This window comes from Micromonospora sp. NPDC050417 (assembly GCF_044458865.1).
GTDB lineage: Bacteria > Actinomycetota > Actinomycetes > Mycobacteriales > Micromonosporaceae > Micromonospora_G.
Genome location: NZ_JBITIH010000017.1, coordinates 1 through 17,113 on the forward strand (window position 1 = coordinate 1; position 17,113 = coordinate 17,113).

At 70.2% G+C, this 17,113-nt stretch carries 17 protein-coding genes; 12 read left to right on the forward strand and 5 right to left on the reverse strand.

Annotated elements, in window-relative coordinates:
• Nucleotides 1-109: 109 nt before the first annotated feature.
• Together ACIBF5_RS21695 and ACIBF5_RS21700 are read right to left on the reverse strand one after the other, a co-directional pair.
• Nucleotides 110-1,117: a molecular chaperone DnaJ gene (locus tag ACIBF5_RS21695; RefSeq protein WP_396814329.1), complete on the reverse strand. Its 1,008-nt coding sequence runs from the start codon at nucleotides 1,115-1,117 to the stop codon at nucleotides 110-112.
• Complete coding sequence (locus tag ACIBF5_RS21700) at nucleotides 1,114-1,866, reverse strand: NUDIX hydrolase (RefSeq protein ID WP_396814331.1); 753 nt, start codon at nucleotides 1,864-1,866, stop codon at nucleotides 1,114-1,116. Before ACIBF5_RS21700 ends, ACIBF5_RS21695 begins: the two co-directional genes overlap by 4 nt.
• Before the next feature lie 329 nt (nucleotides 1,867-2,195).
• Here ACIBF5_RS21700 and ACIBF5_RS21705 point away from each other — a divergent pair, with 329 nt between their 5' ends.
• Complete coding sequence (locus ACIBF5_RS21705; protein ID WP_396814333.1) at nucleotides 2,196-4,259, forward strand: multicopper oxidase family protein; 2,064 nt, start codon at nucleotides 2,196-2,198, stop codon at nucleotides 4,257-4,259.
• 68 nt (nucleotides 4,260-4,327) lie between these two features.
• Here ACIBF5_RS21705 and ACIBF5_RS21710 read toward each other — a convergent pair whose 3' ends face one another.
• Nucleotides 4,328-5,170: a BTAD domain-containing putative transcriptional regulator gene (locus tag ACIBF5_RS21710; RefSeq protein WP_396814335.1), complete on the reverse strand. Its 843-nt coding sequence runs from the start codon at nucleotides 5,168-5,170 to the stop codon at nucleotides 4,328-4,330.
• Between the two features lie 501 nt (nucleotides 5,171-5,671).
• On the opposite strand from ACIBF5_RS21710, the gene ACIBF5_RS21715 reads away from it, so the two are divergent.
• The 10 genes from ACIBF5_RS21715 to ACIBF5_RS21760 all read left to right on the forward strand — a co-directional run bounded on the left by ACIBF5_RS21715 (nucleotide 5,672) and on the right by ACIBF5_RS21760 (nucleotide 14,561).
• Complete coding sequence (locus ACIBF5_RS21715) at nucleotides 5,672-6,016, forward strand: TcmI family type II polyketide cyclase (protein WP_396814337.1); 345 nt, start codon at nucleotides 5,672-5,674, stop codon at nucleotides 6,014-6,016.
• Entirely contained in the window at nucleotides 6,013-7,755 is a 1,743-nt protein-coding gene (locus tag ACIBF5_RS21720) for an acetyl-CoA carboxylase carboxyltransferase subunit alpha (protein ID WP_396814339.1), read from the forward strand. Before ACIBF5_RS21715 ends, ACIBF5_RS21720 begins: the two co-directional genes overlap by 4 nt.
• Nucleotides 7,752-8,249: an acetyl-CoA carboxylase biotin carboxyl carrier protein gene (gene accB, locus ACIBF5_RS21725; RefSeq protein ID WP_396814341.1), complete on the forward strand. Its 498-nt coding sequence runs from the start codon at nucleotides 7,752-7,754 to the stop codon at nucleotides 8,247-8,249. The genes ACIBF5_RS21720 and accB overlap by 4 nt, the downstream gene beginning before the upstream one ends.
• Before the next feature lie 18 nt (nucleotides 8,250-8,267).
• Nucleotides 8,268-9,809, forward strand: a complete 1,542-nt coding sequence (locus tag ACIBF5_RS21730) for an acetyl-CoA carboxylase biotin carboxylase subunit (protein WP_396814343.1) — start codon at nucleotides 8,268-8,270, stop codon at nucleotides 9,807-9,809.
• Between the two features lie 52 nt (nucleotides 9,810-9,861).
• On the forward strand, nucleotides 9,862-10,770 hold the full coding sequence (locus ACIBF5_RS21735) for an SRPBCC family protein (RefSeq protein WP_396814345.1): 909 nt from the start codon (nucleotides 9,862-9,864) through the stop codon (nucleotides 10,768-10,770).
• Nucleotides 10,763-11,182, forward strand: a complete 420-nt coding sequence (locus ACIBF5_RS21740; protein ID WP_396814347.1) for a cupin domain-containing protein — start codon at nucleotides 10,763-10,765, stop codon at nucleotides 11,180-11,182. The genes ACIBF5_RS21735 and ACIBF5_RS21740 overlap by 8 nt, the downstream gene beginning before the upstream one ends.
• Nucleotides 11,179-12,450, forward strand: a complete 1,272-nt coding sequence (locus tag ACIBF5_RS21745; RefSeq protein WP_396814349.1) for a beta-ketoacyl-[acyl-carrier-protein] synthase family protein — start codon at nucleotides 11,179-11,181, stop codon at nucleotides 12,448-12,450. Before ACIBF5_RS21740 ends, ACIBF5_RS21745 begins: the two co-directional genes overlap by 4 nt.
• Complete coding sequence (locus tag ACIBF5_RS21750) at nucleotides 12,447-13,718, forward strand: beta-ketoacyl synthase N-terminal-like domain-containing protein (RefSeq protein WP_396814351.1); 1,272 nt, start codon at nucleotides 12,447-12,449, stop codon at nucleotides 13,716-13,718. The genes ACIBF5_RS21745 and ACIBF5_RS21750 overlap by 4 nt, the downstream gene beginning before the upstream one ends.
• A 50-nt stretch (nucleotides 13,719-13,768) precedes the next feature.
• A complete protein-coding gene (locus ACIBF5_RS21755) occupies nucleotides 13,769-14,131 on the forward strand; it encodes an antibiotic biosynthesis monooxygenase family protein (protein WP_396814604.1) in 363 nt (120 codons plus the stop codon).
• Nucleotides 14,132-14,192: 61 nt separating this feature from the next.
• Nucleotides 14,193-14,561 (forward strand): SchA/CurD-like domain-containing protein, encoded by a 369-nt coding sequence (locus tag ACIBF5_RS21760; protein WP_396814353.1) that lies wholly within the window; start codon nucleotides 14,193-14,195, stop codon nucleotides 14,559-14,561.
• A 176-nt stretch (nucleotides 14,562-14,737) separates the two neighbouring features.
• Here the strand turns inward: ACIBF5_RS21760 and ACIBF5_RS21765 are convergent, their stop codons facing one another.
• Both ACIBF5_RS21765 and ACIBF5_RS21770 read right to left on the reverse strand, forming a co-directional pair.
• On the reverse strand, nucleotides 14,738-15,475 hold the full coding sequence (locus ACIBF5_RS21765; protein WP_396814355.1) for a DedA family protein: 738 nt from the start codon (nucleotides 15,473-15,475) through the stop codon (nucleotides 14,738-14,740).
• A 195-nt stretch (nucleotides 15,476-15,670) separates the two neighbouring features.
• On the reverse strand, nucleotides 15,671-16,393 hold the full coding sequence (locus tag ACIBF5_RS21770; protein WP_396814357.1) for a hypothetical protein: 723 nt from the start codon (nucleotides 16,391-16,393) through the stop codon (nucleotides 15,671-15,673).
• 67 nt (nucleotides 16,394-16,460) lie between these two features.
• On the opposite strand from ACIBF5_RS21770, the gene ACIBF5_RS21775 reads away from it, so the two are divergent.
• A complete protein-coding gene (locus ACIBF5_RS21775) occupies nucleotides 16,461-17,108 on the forward strand; it encodes a winged helix-turn-helix transcriptional regulator (RefSeq protein WP_396814359.1) in 648 nt (215 codons plus the stop codon).
• The last annotated feature ends 5 nt before the right edge of the window (nucleotides 17,109-17,113 follow it).

The window sequence follows — 17,113 nt, forward strand, 5'->3', positions numbered from 1 at the left end:
CACGGGAGAGCGCACAACCGACCGGGAAACCGGCGGCATGCAGGCCCTCGGCCCTACCGTCAGTGATCATCATCTCTCCAGTTCCCGACCCGACTTTTCTCGTCTTCGTTCAGGCGTTCGCGGTCGGCAGGACCAGGCGGCGGAAGCGGCGTGGGCCGTAGAGCCGTTCCAGCAGTTCGTCGAGTTCACCGAGGAGCCGCCAGGCGTCGTACGGCCGTCGACGCGGGTCGCGCAGGGTGCAGCCCCGGACGAACCGGAGCAGGGCGGTGTCGGCCCGGGCCCCCATCAGCCACCCCATGCATCGGCTGGCCAGGTGGATGTCGGTGGCCGGCATGGCCGGGGCGCGGCGGGTGACCTCGGGTGGGTACCAGTCGCGGTAGCGGGCGACCAGTGCGGGCACCGAGCCGCCACCGGCACCGACGGAGTAGCACCAGTCGACCAGGACCACGCCGTGCCGCTCGGGCTCGATGAGCACGTGGTCGGGGAGGACGGCGCCGTGCAGGACGCCGGCACGGTGTGCCCAGCCGAGCGCGACCAGCAGGCGTCGCCAGATCCAGGCGACGTCACGGGGATCGAGGCCGTCGGGGTAGGCCCGGTTGACCTCGGTGAGCGGGACCAGACCGGGGGAGTGGGTGAGGACGTTCGCGGTGCGGCGTACGCCGGTGACCGGGTCTTCGTGCCGGAAGCTCTCCACCAGTCGCGGTGCGTAGGCGTGGTGTCGGGCCTCGCCGCGTCGGCGCAGCGTGTCGAGGGCGCTCGCCTCCCGGTCGAGCAGGTCGTTGTAGGCGGGCTGGCGGGGGAGCTTGAGCAGGGCGTGTTCGCCGTCGTACCGGACCCGGTAGAGGTTGGCGAGGTCACCGCTGGCGAACCGCTCGCCGATCGTGTAGCGGTGCCGCCGGGTCTGGAGTCCGGGTCCACCACGGCCCTGGTGCCGGGCCCAGAGGTCGGCGAGTCGGGCGAAGACGGCCGTCGCGGTCGAGGTTTCGCCGGTCGGTGCGACGTCGGGGTGCAGCAGCCGGGCCATTCTCCGGTACGTCACCGCCGGCTGTTCGTTCCCGAACAGGTCGCTGGGCGTACGGGCGGCGCGGACCAGCGCCACGGCTTCGGCGAAGGTCACCGCACACCGTCCTCTCGGGACGGCCGGAGCAGTGCCGGGTGGAGCAGCTTGGCGTCACCGGCCCGGTAGAGGCGGGCCCGGGGTCCGCCGCGTTCGCCGCCACGGGAGGTGGTCTCGCCGGTGCTCTCGACGAAGCCCGGCACCGAGAGCACCTTGCGGTGGAAGTTGCCCGCGTGCAGTTCCTCGCCCCAGACGGCGGTGTAGACCGCGCGCAGTTCGCCGATGGTGAAGCGTTCGCCGAGGAAGGCGGTGGCCAGTGGGGTGTATTCGAGCTTGGCGCGGGCCCGTTCGAGACCGGCGGAGAGGATCGCGCCGTGGTCGAAGGCGAGGGTGCCGGCCGAGCCGACCGGCACCCACTCCGCAGCCGCCGCGTCCGAGCCGGCCCGGGGATCGGGCAGGCTGGGCGCGAACGCCAGGTGGGCGACGGAGACGACGCGCATCCGTGGGTCCCGTTCGGGGTCGCCGTAGCTGGCCAGTTGTTCCAGATGTAGCCGGGCCAGTTCGCCTTCGCCGGGGTGCAGCCCGGTCTCCTCGGCGAGTTCGCGGACTGCGGCGGCGGCCAGCGGTTCGTCTCGGACGAAGCCGCCGGGCAGGGCGCGTTGTCCGGTGAACGGAGGCGCCCCGCGGGTCACCAGTAGCACGTGCAGGTCACCGTCGCGGATGGTCAGGGCGACCACGTCGACCGTCACGGCGAGCGCGGGGTAGGCGCTCGGGTCGTAGCTGTCGAGGAATTCCTGTTCGGTGCTCATGCCCTGCCTCCGGCCGATCATTCTCAAGCTGAGTGTTTCTCGGAACGAGAGTAACTTAACGCGTCGAGTGGGCCGGGTCAACGATCGGGAAGTGCCGGGTTCGGTTTCGGGCCCCGAGCTGGCAGCCCTTTGAGAGAGGGCTTTTGTGTCGTGATCGGTTGGGTTTTCCGGATGTTCCAGCCTTCGGGGTGAATCCGCCGATAGGGGGGTTTACCGCGAGTCTTCCTCAGTTACCTTCAACCGGAAGATTCGCCCAAGTCGGACATTGACCTTGGACGGGCTGTTGCCAACCAAACGTGTCGAAGAAGTGGCGGAAGGTGGAAAGGCAAATGGTTGCACGAAGGCAACTTCTCGCGGCCGGTGCCGCAGGCGGTGCCGCACTGATGATTCCGACAGCGAGCCGTTCGGCGAGCGCGAACGGTCGCTCGGCGTTCGCGATGAACCCCGCGACCATCCCGAAGTACGTCACCGACCTGGTGATCCCACCGGTCATGCCGCCACTGCCGTCGGACGGCAAGCAGGCCCTCGACGACTACCTCATCGCCGTACGACAGTTCCAGCAGCAGGTCCTTCCGCCCGGCTACCCGAAGACCACCATCTGGAGCTACGGCTCACCCACCCACGGCAACACCTTCACGTACCCGGCGTACACGGTGGAGGCGAAGGTCAACCGCCCGGTACGGGTCACCTGGGCCAACGAACTGGTCGACGACAACGGCAACTTCCTGCCGCACCTGCTGACCGTCGACCCCACCCTGCACTGGGCGAACCCGGCCGGCGGTATCGAGCACCGCGACCACCGCCCGACCTTCACCACCACGCCCGAGGCGTACACCGGGCCGGTCCCACTGATCACCCACCTGCACGGCGCCCACTCGACCCCGGAAAACGACGGCTACCCCGAGGCGTGGTACCTCCCCAACGCGAAGAACATCCCGCCCGGCTACGCCCCGGTCGGCAGGTACTACGACGAGTTCCACGAGACCTTCGCCCGCCAGCACAAGGTGGCGTGGAAGACCGGCTCGGCAACGTTCCAGTACCCGAACGACCAGCGCGCCACCACGCTCTGGTACCACGACCACACCATCGGGATGACCCGGCTGAACGTCTACGCCGGACCGGTCGGTTTCTACCTGCTGCGCGGTGGCGCGTCCGACCTGCCTCCCGGTGTTCTCCCCGGGCCGGCCCCGGCGCTGAACGATCCGCCGGGCTCCCGCTACTACGAGCTGCCGCTGATCATCCAGGACCGCTCGTTCCACGAGGACGGTTCCCTCTCCTACCCGAGTACGACGCAGATCGACGGCTTCGACGGCCCGTACATCCCGGAGAGCGACGTCTCGCCGATGTTCAACCAGACCTTCTTCGCCGACACCATCGTGGTCAACGGCGGCACCTGGCCGTTGCTCAAGGTGGAGCCGCGCCGCTACCGGTTCCGGCTGCTCAACGCGTGCAACTCGCGTTTCCTGGTCCTTCGGGTGGCCAGCGACGGCACGGCCCGGCCAGCCACCACCGCCCTACCGATCTGGCAGATCGGCAGCGACGGAGGCTTCCTGCCCAAGCCCGTACGGCACGAGCAGTTGGTGATCGGCAACGCCGAACGGGTCGACGTCGTGATCGACTTCACCGGCATCGCCGAGGGAACCGCGCTCTACCTGATCAACGAGGGTCCAGATCACGAGTTCAGCGGCGGTACGCCCGGCACCGACTACGCGGTCGCCAATCCGTCCACCACCGGACAGGTGATGAAGTTCCTGGTCGGGTCGCTCGTCGGACCGGACGGGAGCGTCCCGCCGGAGCGGCTGGAACTGCCCGCCTTCACGCCGCTGGGCAAGGAGACCGTCACCCGCCGGCTCTCGCTCAACGTGCAGCCCTCCGCGTTGGCGCCGGCTGCGGGTCCGATCGCCCACCTCGCCGGGGGCGTCGACGCCAACGGTGCCCGGGTGCCACTGCACTGGCACGACCCGGTCCGGGACAACCCGACCCTGGGGGCCACCGAGATCTGGGAGTTCCAGAACTTCACCCCGCACGCCCACCCGGTGCACATCCACCAGGTGCAGTTCCAGGTGCTCGGCCGGGGACCGGACGGGCAGACACCACCGGACCCGTCGGAGACCGGCTTCAAGGACACCGTGATCACGCTTCCTGGCCATGTCACCCGGGTCAAGGCAAAGTTCGACCTGCCGGGACGGTACGTCTGGCACTGCCACATCCTGGAGCACGAGGACAACGAGATGATGCTGCCGTTCTTCGTCGGCCAGCCTCCCAAGGGTGGCGCGCACACCGGTGACGGCGGCGCGAGCCGCGTCGACCCGGTGCTCGCGGCGGCCGGGGCGACCATGGTGGCGGCAGCCGCCGCCACCGGCATCGTCATCACCCGCCACACCTCCGCTTGAAAGGAAGGGCCCCCTGTTATCGCTTTCGGTAGAGGAAGGGCCCCCTGTTAACACCTGGCGGCGCGCGGTCAGGAGCGTGGACTGCGCGGTGTCGGGTGGCGTGGTGAGTGCGGGTCGCGGCCCGGCGTCGTTTTGGGCGCCGGGCCGCCGATCGGGGCGAGGATGTCGTCGAGCAGTGCCCGCATCGCGTTCGACGGCTCCAACTGCAACTCGCTGAGGATCAACTGGCGGTACGCGTAGAAGGCGTGCAGCGCCTCGTACGCGTTCCCCTCGTCGAGGTGGACCTGGACGATCAGCCGGTGCGGCGTCTCCCGCAGCGGTTCGGCACGCATCGCCTCCAGAGCCGCCTGCAACGCCTCGCCGTGCTGGCCGGCGCGCAGGTACGCGCGAGCGACCTGCTCCAAGGTGTGCAGGCGCAGTTGACGCAGGCGTTCCCGTTCCAGCAGCACCCAGTCGTCGTACCAGCCGGGGAGCAGGTCGTGCCGGCCGGCGGCGAGCACCCCTTCGGCCCAGCGCGGGTCACCACCCTCGCGAACCCGGGCTGCGGCCCGAACCAGGTCGTCCACGTCCACCTCGACCCGCGCGTCGAGGCGTACCGCACCTCCGGTGGTGACCACCGGGCAGGCACCGTTGCGGCGCAGCCGCCACAGTGCCGTACGCAGCCGGGAGAGTGCGCGCTCCTCGGGGGTGTCCGGCCAGAGCAACCCGGCCAGATGGGTACGGGTGGCGCCCGGCCGCAGGCCGATCAGCGCGATGACCCGTTGCAGTCCACGCGGGACGACCGCCGGTGTCCCCGCGTGGAGCAGTCGGAACCCGTCGAGCAGGAAGAGCTGGACCGTCCCGGGCGGGTACCGCTCGCCGGTGACCGGTTGGCGGAGCACGGTGGGCGCCATGCTGCTGTCAGAGGTCATGGTCGAACCCCCTGCACCGGAACCCGTGTCCCGAACCGCGCTGGCCCAGGGGTGGTGCCCCTGGCCTGGCTGGGCATGACCGTGTGCCAACGGCTCTGTCGTTGATCGGTCCCATGCCCCCGAAATTGTGACGAAGAGTAGCAATCGCCCATATGCTCGGTCAATCGTCGCGGCGCTCTTCCGACTCCCGCGCGCCGCCGCCCCGGCCGGCTCGTTGGGCTCAGCCCGAGTCGTTCTCCCAGGTCAGACGGGGTGTCGATCCGATCGATGATCCACGGACAGCGTCACTGGAGCGTCACCGGATCGGTACATCGACCCGCTCCATGCCGTGACATCACGTTGACGGTCCTGAGCGCATCGTGACCAGCGTTTCCGTGGACGCGTCGTCGCCGAGCAGTGGCGGCGACCGGAACGTCCGTTGGTCCGATCGCAGTACGCGCCACATCACGTCCCCACTCCGATCCGATGCGGCACGGGGCACTGACCGCTGGGAGGTCGCTGATGCATCGATCGCTGATCGTCGCCAAAATCATGCCCGGAGCCGAGTCGGAGGTGGCGCGGATCTTCGCCGACTCAGACCAGACGGAGCTGCCGGGGATCGTCGGCGTACGACACCGGTCCCTGTACCGCCTCGACGACCTCTACGTACACCTGCTGGAAACCGAGGAACCGGTCGCCGCCGGGCTCATGACGGCCAGCCAGCACCCCGAGTTCGTCCGGGTCAGCGAGCGACTGCGGCCGCACATCTCGCCGTACCTGTCGACCTGGCGCTCCCCGCGTGACGCGGTCGCCGGTTGCTTCTACCGGTGGGACGCGGCGGTCCAGGCGAGCGGGAGTGGACGATGACCGCGACCACCACCGAGGCTGTCGCCGAACAGTTCTGGACGCGCTGCCGGTCCTGTTCCTCGCTGCTCTACCTCAAGCGGCTGCGCCGCAACCTCGACGTCTGTCCCGAGTGCGGCGATCACCAGCGTCTCGCCGCGCCGGACCGGATCCGGCAACTGGTCGACCCGGGAACCTTCGCCGCGCTGCCCGGCGAGGTGGCTCCCGTGGATCCGGTCGAGTTCGTCGACTCGGTGTCCTACCCGCAGCGGCTGGTCGCCGCCCGGTCCGACACGAACCTGGCCGAGGCGGTCCTCTGCGGCGAGGCCCGCATCGACGGCTATCCGCTGGTTCTCGCGGTGATGGACTTCCGTTTCCTCGGCGGCAGCCTCGGGGCCGTCGTCGGTGAGCTGATCACCCGGGCCGCTGAGCGGGCACTCGACCGGCGCCTTCCGCTGCTCCTGGTCACCGCCTCCGGCGGTGCCCGGATGCAGGAGGGCGTGCTGTCGCTGATGCAGATGGCAACGGTGAGCCAGGCGATCGCCGCGCTGCGCGAGGCGGGCCTGCTCACCATCAGCCTGATCACCGATCCGACCTACGGCGGGGTCGCCGCATCCTTCGCCACCAACACCGACGTGGTGGTGGTGGAGAGCGGTGCCCGCATGGGCTTCGCCGGCCCGAGGGTGATCCACCAGACCATCCGCCAGCCGCTCCCGGAGGGATTCCAGACCGCGGACTTCCTGCTCCGTCACGGCCAGGCCGACATGGTGGTCGAACGGTGGAGTCTGCGGGGTCGCCTGCGGCCACTACTCGCCACCGCATCCGCCGTCCGGCCCGCACCCGTACCCGAGGATGACCGCGGCACCGACGTCGACGACGCGGTGTCGCCGCTCGGGCCGGGACGTGCGGTCCTCATCCGGGACCCCGGGCAGCTCGCCGAACCGGATGGCTGGCGCGCGGTTCAGGCCGCCCGGAACCTGGACCGCCCCACCACGCTGGACTACCTCGCCACCGCGTTCGACAGCTTCACCGAACTGCACGGCGACCGACTCGCCGCCGACTGCCCGGCCATCGTCGCCGGCCTGGCCCGCCTCGGGGGACAGCCACTGGTCGTGGTCGGACACCAGAAGGGACACCACACCAAGGACCTGCTGGCCCGGAACTTCGGCATGCCCACACCGGCCGGCTACCGCAAGGCACAGCGGGTGATGCGGCTCGCGGTCCAGCTGGGTCTGCCGATTGTCACGCTGATCGACACACCGGGCGCGTACCCCGGCATCGATGCCGAGAAACACGGACAGGCGGCGGCGATAGCGGACAGCATCCTGGCGATGACGGGGCTGCCGGTCCCGATCGTCGCGGTGGTCACCGGTGAGGGGGGCAGCGGCGGTGCCCTCGCCCTCGGGGTGGCCGACCGGGTGCTGATGCTGCAGAACGCCGTCTACTCGGTGATCAGTCCGGAGGGCTGCGCCGCGATTCTCTGGAACGATCCGACGGCCACCCCGCGTGCCGCCCGGGCGCTGCGGGTCACCGCGCCCGATCTACTCCGGCTCGGCGTCGCCGACGCGGTCGTACCCGAGCCGCCTCAGGGTGCGCAGAGCGACCCGGCCACCGCCGCCGATCTGTTGCGGCACGCCGTCGTCGAGGCGCTGACGCCACTGCTGCGGATGCCGGCGGAAACCCTGGTACGCCAGCGCCGGCTGCGGTTCCGCCGGTTCGGCGCGGGCAACGGTAGCGTCCCACCTCCGGTGGACCCGCGATGACCGGCGAACCGATCGAGAACGACCACCTGCTGGCCCAGTTGCGTGAGCAGGCGAGCCGGCTGGTGGCCGAGGTGGACGGTCCGCTGCGGCGGATCAGGATGCGCAGCGGCAACGCGGTGGTGGAGATCGAGTGGCACGGTGCCACGACACCGGTCGACGCGGGTCCCGTCCTCCCCACCGACACCGTGGGACGTCCGGTCTCCGCCGTCTCCGGCACACCGGCGGCGGCCGGCTCCAGCGCCGGCGCGGGGTCCCGCGACTGGGTGGTGGCACCAATGGTCGGCACCTTCTACCGGGCCGCGGAACCGGGCGCGGCGCCATTTGTCGAAGTCGGTGACCTGGTCGAGCCGGGGCAGGTGATCGGCATCGTCGAGGCGATGAAGTTGATGAATCACATCACCGCAGAGCACGCCGGCAAGGTCGCCGAGGTGCTGGTCGGTAATGGCGATCCGGTGGAGTTCGACCAACCACTGATCGCCCTGGTATCTGCCTGACGCCGAGGACGGTGTCCGATGTTCGAAAAGCTGCTGATCGCCAATCGGGGTGAGATCGCCCTCCGGGTTGCCCGCGCCTGCCGTGAGCTGGGCATTCGTACGGTCGCCGTGCACTCGACGGTGGACCGCGAGTCGGCCGTGGTCCGGTACGCGGACGAGAGCGTCTGCATCGGCCCGGCCGCCAGCCGGCACAGTTACCTGAATGCGGCCGCCATCATCGAGGCGGCCCGGCAGACCGGCGCCGGGGCGATCCACCCCGGTTACGGTTTCCTTTCCGAGGACCCCGACTTCGCCGAGATCTGCGCCGACAACGGGCTGGTCTTCGTCGGCCCCCGTCCCGAGGTGATGGCCGTCCTCGGCGACAAGGCACGCGCGCGGGCGCTGATGCGTGACGCGGGTCTGCCGTTGCTGCCGGGCAGCGTCGAGACGCTGGCCACGGTCGGGGAGGCGCGGGCGGTCGCGGACGAGATCGGCTACCCGGTCATCATCAAGGTTGCCGCCGGTGGGGGCGGCCGGGGCATGACGGTGGTCTGGTCCGCCGCCGACTTCGCCCGGGCGTACGCGCACACCCGAACGGTGGCGCGGGCCATTTTCGCGGACGACCGGGTGTACGTCGAGCGGTACCTCCCCCAGGCCCGTCATGTCGAGGTGCAGGTTCTCTGCGACGGGCACGGTAGCGGAGTGCACCTCGGCACCCGGGACTGCTCGGTCCAGCGCCGGCACCAGAAGCTGGTCGAGGAGGGGCCGGCGCCGGCGCTCTCCGCCGGCACGCTCGACGCGATCGCCTCGGCTGCGCTACAGGGTGCGCTCTGTGTCGGATACAGCGGTGCCGGCACCGTCGAGTTCCTGGTGGACGAGGCGGAGCGGTTCCACTTTATGGAGATCAACTGCCGGATCCAGGTGGAGCATCCGGTGACCGAGATGATCACGGGAGTCGACCTGGTGCACGAGCAGCTCCACCTGGCCAGTGGTGCACCGCTGCGGATCCGCCAGGACGAGGTCCAGTTACGGGGCGTAGCGATCGAGTGCCGGGTCAACGTGGAGGATCCGGAGCGGGACTTCCTGCCGACCCCCGGCCGACTGGACCGGTTCCAGCCGCCGTCCGGCCCGTTCACCCGGGTCGACACCCACGGCACACCCGGGTACGTGGTCGGCCCGCACTACGACTCGCTCCTGGCCAAGGTCGTGGTCTGGGCACCGGAGCGGACCATGGCCCTGGACCGGCTGGAACGCGCGCTGGACGAGTTCGACATCGCCGGCCCCGGGGTGCACACCACGATCCCGTTCATCCGTCGGGTCCTCGACGACGCCCGCTTCCGCAAGGGCCGGTATTCGACCGACCTCGTCGACCGCCTGCTACGCGACGCCGGGGCACCAGCCGAGACGCCCGCCGGGGCACCAGCCGAGACGCCAGCCGAGACGCCCGCCGAGACGCCCGCCGAGACGCCCGCCGAGACGCCCGCCGGGGCGCCGGCCGGGGAGCCGGTCCGCGTGCCGGCCGTGGCGCCCGCGGAGCCGCCGGTCGACCGCGCGGGCGAGCCGGCCGCGCCGACGCGGTAACCGGCCGTACGCCACCTGACAATTTCCGATCTTCGACGTGAAGGAGAGCCAGATGACCGTGCAGAGGGCGGACAAGCGGCTGGCGACAGCCGAGGACATCACCTCGATCCTGGTCCGCAACTGCGGGCTCAACGCCGAGTCGGCCACGGCCGCGCCCACCGCCTCCCTGGAGGAGCTGGGCATGGATTCCCTGGCCCTGCTCGAACTACAGGCTGTCGTCGCGGAGCGCTACCAGGTGCAGATCCCGGAGGAGGTCAAGCACCTCACCATCGCCGACATCGCCGAGCTGGTCGACCGCCAGGCCGATCCGGCGGTGGTGCCCACCCAGACCACCGGACCGGACGAGACCGCCGGACCGCTCGCCGCGAACGCCGGCACCGATCCCACGGAACCGGCCGCCCCGCTCCAGGAGAACGCCCCGGTGGGACAGCACGCGCCGCCGAAACGAACCGAGCCGCCAGGACACGTCGACCCACCCGGGCACACGGAGAACAGCGTGGTGATTCTCGCGCCCCGACAGTTGGTCTGGGACCTGACCAACGACGTGAGCACCTGGCCCGGCCTCTTCACCGAGTACCAGTTGGCGGAGGTGTTGGAGCAGCGTGGCAACCGGGTGCTGTTCCGGCTGACCATGTTTCCCGACGAGAACGGCATCGCCTGGAGCTGGGTCAGCGAACGCACCATGGACCCGGTCGAGTTCGAGGTGCACGCGCGCCGGGTGGAGACGGGGCCGTTCGCGTACATGCGGATCTACTGGCGCTACGACGAGGTTCCCGGTGGCACCCGGATGACCTGGGTGCAGGACTTCGCCATGAAGCCCACGGCCCCGGTCGACAACGCGCAGATGACCGAGCGGATCAACACCAACAGCAGGATCCAGCTCAACATCATCCGCGATCGGATCGAACTGGCCGCGCGCGAGCGGGCCCTTGACGTACCCGGTGGGGGCGACGATGAGTGAGTTCAGTCCGTACCTGGTCGCCGCCCGCGACGTGGCACCCGACCAGCGCCGTGGCGGCGAACTGCGGGTCCTGCTCGGCCCGAAGACGGTCGGTAGCACCTCCGGTTTCATGGGGGTGGCGACGATGGCACCCGGGGAGCGGATCGCCGAGCACTATCACCCCTACAGCGAGGAGTTCCTCTACGTCACCCGTGGGTCGATCACCGTCGACCTCGACGACCAGCCGGTGCCGCTCGCCGCCGGCGAGGCGCTCTACATCCCGGTCGACACCCGGCACCGGCTGCGCAACACCGGTGACGAGCCGGCCGAGGTGGTCTTCCAACTCGGCCCGCTCGCGCCCCGACCGGAACTGGGTCACGTCGACACCGAACGGTCCGCCACCCCACCGTCGCGGCCGGAGTTCGCGTCATGACACCCCGCCGTACGGTGGTCACCGGCATCGGCGTGGTCGCGCCCGGCGGACCGACCCGCAAGCAGTTCTGGGCCACCATCACCGAGGGCCAGACCGCGACCCGTCGGATCAGCTTCTTCGACCCGTCCCCGTTCCGGTCGCAGATCGCCGCCGAGTGCGACTTCGACCCGGGTGCCGCCGGCCTCACCCCCAGAGAACGCCGCCGCGCCGACCGGTACGTGCAGTTCGCGCTCGCCGGCTCGATCGAGGCACTGGCCGACAGTGGGCTGGAACTGACCGACGAGATCCGAACCCGTACCGGGGTGGTGCTCGGCTCGGCCGTCGGCGGCACCATGGCCCTGGAGGACGAGTACGTGGTGGCCAGCGATTCCGGCGCCGAGTGGCTGGTCGACTACGAGTGCAGCGGACCGTACCTCTACCAGGCACTGGTGCCGAGCAGCCTGGCGGCGGACGTCGCGGTCCGGCACGGGCTCTACGGACCGGCGCAGGTGATCTCCACCGGCTGCACCTCCGGCATCGACTCGATCGGGTACGCCTACCAGCTCATCGCCGACGGCGAGGCCGACATCGTCGTCACCGGAGCTTCGGACACGCCCATCTCACCGGTGACGGTCGCCTGCTTCGATGCGATAAAGGCGACCACACCGGACAACGACGACCCGGCGCACGCCTCCCGGCCGTTCGACCGCGACCGGCACGGTTTCGTGCTCGCCGAGGGGGCCGCGGTGCTGGTGCTGGAGGAACTGGAACACGCGCTGCGCCGGGGTGCGCACGTCTACTGCGAGGTGGCCGGATACGCCAACCGCAGCAACGGCTACCACATGACCGGCCTACGGCCAGACGGGGTGGAGATGGCGCTCGCCATCAGCTCGGCACTCGACCAGGCCCGGATCAACCCGGACGAGATCTCGTACATCAGCGCACACGGTTCGGGCACCCGGCAGAACGACCGACACGAGACGGCGGCCTTCAAGCGGGCCCTCGGCCCGGCCGCGTACCAGGTGCCGATCAGTTCGATCAAGTCGATGGTCGGGCACTCACTCGGCGCGATCGGTTCGATCGAGATGGCCGCCTGCGCGTTGGCGATCGAGTACGGCGTGGTGCCGCCGACCGCGAACTGGGCCAACCGCGACCCCGAGTGCGACCTCGACTACATTCCGAACATCGCCCGGGACCACCCGGTCGACGTCGCGCTCTCGGTCGGTAGCGGATTCGGCGGCTTCCAGTCGGCGATGGTCTTCACACGGCTGCGGGAGAGCGCCCGATGAGCCCCCGTCCGGTGGTTACCGGCATCGGCGTTGTCGCGCCGAGCGGGATCGGCGCGGACACCCACTGGAAGACCGTGCTGGCCGGGGAGAACCGGATCGGGCGGATCACCCTGTTCGACCCGGACCGCTACCCGACCACCCTCGCCGGCGAGGTGCCCGACTTCGACGCCACCCGGTACGCGGACAACCGCCGGCTGGTGCAGACCGACCGCTGGACCCATCTCGGCTTCGCCGCCACCCGACTCGCCCTGGCCGACGCCGGACTGCCCGAGGTGGCCGGCAACCCGTACGGCTACGCGGTGACGCTGGCGAGTTCGTCCGGCGGCAACCTGTTCGGGCAGCGCGAACTGCAACGGCTCTGGAGCCAGCCGTCCCGGACCGTCGGGGCGTACCAGTCGATCGCCTGGTTCTACGCGGCGAGTGTCGGTCAGGTCTCCATCCACCACCAGTTCAAGGGACCGTGCGGGGTGCTGGTGGCCGAGGCGGCCGGCGCGTTGGACAGCCTGGCCCACGCCGCCCGGATCATCCGCAGGGGGACCCCGGTCGTGATCGCCGGCGGGACCGAATGCCCGCTCAGCCCGTACGCCCTGGCCTGCCAGATGCGCAACGGGCTGCTCAGCGCCAGCGACGACCCGGAGCGTGCGTACCGGCCGTTCGACATCGCCGCGTCCGGGTACGTCCCGGCCGAGGGGGGAGCGGTCTTTGTCGTCGAGGACCTCGAACACGCGTTGGCCCGAGGGGTCACCACCATCTACGGCGAGATCGCCGGTTGGGGCGCGACCCACGACGGGCGGCACACCGGGCAGGTCGGCCCGGTCGACCCGACCCAGTACGCCCGGTCGATGCGGCTGGCGCTGGACCGGGCCGGATGCGCCCCGGAGCAGGTCGACGTGGTGTTCCCGGACGCGCTCGGGGTGCCGCGCTACGACCGGAGTGAGGCGACCGCGCTGCGTACGGTCTTCGGCCCGGACACCCCGCCGGTGACCACTCAGAAACCGTTGGTCGGACGGGCGCACCAGGGCGGGTCGGCGCTGGACGCGGCGAACGCGCTGCTGGCGCTCCGGCACCGGGTGCTGCCGCCGACCGCGGGGTTCGACCAACCGGCCCCGGGCTGTGAGCTGAACTTCGTCCGGCGGACCCGGGAGCACCCGGTGAACGTGGCGCTGGTGGGGGCACGGGGGTTCGACGGGTTCAACAGCTCGGTGCTGATCCGCGCCTACCAGGCAGCGGGAGAGCTGCCTGAACAGCGCACCGGTGACGACCGGTGAGCCGGGCGGCGGGAGAGGAGGAGCGACCGGTGGCGGGGGAGGAGACGACGATGGGCGAGTCCGGCAAGGCGCGGGTGGTGTTCCTCATTCGGATACCCCGGGAGCGGACCGACGAGTTCCTCCGGGCGTACGACCGGATTCGCTACCAGGTCGCCGAGGGGGTGCCGGGGCACCTGGTGGACCAGGTCTGCCGTTCGGCCACCGACCCGGAGCAGTGGTTGATCACCAGTGAGTGGAGTTCGTTGGCGCACTTCGAGGCGTGGGAACGCAGCAGCGACCACCGCGAGCTGGTCAAACCGATGCGTGAGTGCATGACCGAGGCCCGCTCGCTGCGATTCGCCGTCCACGAGCAGACCTCAGCCCGTGACCGCACGCCCGCGCGGGCCGGCTCCGCCGAGCGGGCCGACGAGTGATGGACAGGTACGGCGCACGTCCGGCTGGGACGCCGCGGTACCCCTAGGGAAGGAAGAACGGATGACTTCGAACTGGCACGCGCTCTACTACCCGCTCAAGCCGGGCAGTGAGGAGAAGGTCAAGGAGCTGTTCCGGATCAGTGGACGGCCGCAGTTCGAGATCTATGGCGACGACGGCCGGCTGGTGGGGCGGCTGCTCGGCACGATGGCCTTTGTGGGACGGGAGATGGCCGTCCGGGTGATCGAGGTCGAGGGGCCACTCGGCCTGGTCGCCGCGCACATGAGCCGCCAGGAGGCGGTCCGGGAGTTCGAGCGGGAACTGCACGAGCACCTCGCGGTGCCGCGGGACATGGCCACCCCGCAGGGGGCCCGGGACTTCTTCCGCAGCGCCTCGATGGAGTGTGTGCTCTCCCGCCGCCACGACCAGTAGCGGGCCGGGCGTACGGGTGTCCCCTCACCACCACCGTCCGCCCGGCCGCACGTGTGATGACTCGGTGGGTCGTACCCGGCAGCCGCTGGCCGGTCACCACGTCCGGCAGCTCGGGTGCGGCCGGCAGGACCAGCGGGTCCCGGGCCTTGGCCACCAGATCCTGGCGTGGGGGCCGTTCAGTGCCTCCGGTGCCGCCTCCGCCGAACGATCACCCAGCGGACGATCACGGCGAGCACCACGGCGGCGGCGAGCACCACGCTCGCCTGACCGAGGTAGTCCTGTGCCCGTTGCCAGGACGCGCCGAGGGCGTACCCGATCAGGACCACCGCGGTCGCCCAGGTCACCCCGCCGATGACGTTGAAGAGCAGAAACCGCCGGTACGGCATCCGGGTCATCCCCGCCAGCGCCGGCACCAACGCCCGCAGCACCCCCACCCAACGGCCGAGCATGACGGCGGCCGGACCGTGCCGCTCGATGAAGGTCTCCGCGCGCTGCCAGCGTTCTTCGCCGACCCACCGGCCGAGTCGACTGCGCCGCAGCGGCATGCCGACCCGGCGGCCGATCTCGTACCCGACGCTGTCCCCGAGGATGGCGCAGACCGCTGCCACGATCACCAGGGCGGCGATGTTGGTCCGCCCGGTGGAGGCGAGAGCACCACCGAGTAGTAGTGCGGTCTCGCCGGGCAGGATCAGGCCGACGAAGGCCGCGCATTCCCCGAAGGCGAGCACCCCGACCAGGACGAGCAGCGGCCAACCGGAGAGGTCGGAGAGGATGCCGGTGAACGTGTCCACCCGGAGTCCGATCAGCCGTCGCCGTACGGCGGGCGGGTCCTGCCGCCACCGGTCCGGCGCGACGGCGCTCCGACGGTTATCGGCATCTCGTCCCTCCGCCGGGTGGGGTGAGGCCGCTGGCATCGCCGCGAGCCGGTGGCTGGTCTCTTCCTGCCACCAGGACCATCAGATCACTCGGCGCGGTCCTCACCAGCGGAAATCCCCAGCCTCACAGACTCGACCGCTGTCGCCGTGACAGGCGTCGTTGTTGCCGGGCCGGGCGGTTCACGCCTCGGGGCGGAGCCGACGTGCGGGTGAACCGCCCGGCGCGGAGGTCGGTCAGCCGACCTTGATGTCGCCGAGTTCCAGTGTGATCGGAATCCAGGACAGGTCCGGGGTGCGGTCCTCGGTGCGGATGAGGACGTGTCGTTCGGTGGGCACCACGATCCCGCCGACGGGCTCCTGTGCCCGGATGTAGTGGGCGACCGGTGTGCCGCCGGTGACGTCGGGCTGATAGTCCATCCGGCGCAGGTGTCCCGCCTGGTCGAAGTAGTAGATCTGGGTCCTGTTGTGGGTGTCGATCGAGTCGGGGAAGGTGACGCTGAGCGCCCGCCAGGTTTGGCCGTTCTCGGTCCACGGCTCCACCTCGTGCGCTTCCACCCCGGGCCAACTGAAGAGGTACGGCTCGACCAGGTAGTGCCAGGTGGCGTAGCCGCGGAAGTAGGCGATCTGGGCGAGACTCCACGGGGTTTCCGGGGTGTAGCCGGCGAAGGTCCGTCGTGGGTTGTCGAGTGCATCGATCACCCGGCCGTCCGCGTCGCTGACGGTCACCCGGTTGGCCGCCCCGTCGAAGACGACAGTGCGTCCGGTCGACTCCTGAACGTGCCGGATGTGCTCCTTCTGGAGGCTCGCCTCGACGGTCTCGGTGCCGACGAAGTCGGCGTGACCCTTGGATTCCCAGAACGGCCCACCGTAGGTGATTCGTGCGTTGAAGGTCGAAAGGCTCTTCCAGTGCTCCAGCCCACCGTTGGCCTTGAGTACGCGTTCCAGCAGCGCATCCACGACTTACTCCTAATTTAGGACTAGTTAGTGTCACACTAGCACCGATCGGTGCGGGTATCATGGGGCTGTGGCGCAGAGGACGTACGAGGACGCGTGCCGCATCGCGCTCACCATGGACCTGGTGGGCGAGCGGTGGGCGCTGCTGGTCGTCCGCGAATTGATCTTCGGTCCGAAGCGGTTCCGGGACCTGCGGGTCGGGCTGCCGAAGGCGAGCCAGAACGTGCTCAGCCAGCGTCTGCGGGAGCTGGAGGAGGACGGCATCGTGCGCCGGGTCGAACTCGGCCCTCCGGTGAGCGCCCACGTCTACGAACTCACCGAACGTGGGCGGCAACTGGAGCCGGTCCTGATCGCCCTGTCCCGCTGGGGGGCGTCGATCCCCGCGCCGCAGGGAGCCGAGGCGAGCACCGACGCGTTCATGTTCCTGTTCAAGGCGCTTCCGCTTCCGCCGGCGCGGGAGGTGCCGACGCTCGCCGTCCGTCTCGTCGTCGGTGCGGACTCGTTCGACGTCGAGGTCTCGCCGACCTCGGTCGAGATCACCCGGGGCGCCCGCGCGCACGTACAGGCAACCGTGCGCGCGGACGTGGCGACGCTCTGGGAGTTGATCTTCACCGATCTGACCGTGGCGGCGGCCGTCGACGCGGGAACACTCGACCTCACCGGCGACCGGTCTGTCGCACAGCGGTTCTTCACGCTCTTCGGCTCGACGCCGACCTGATCCTG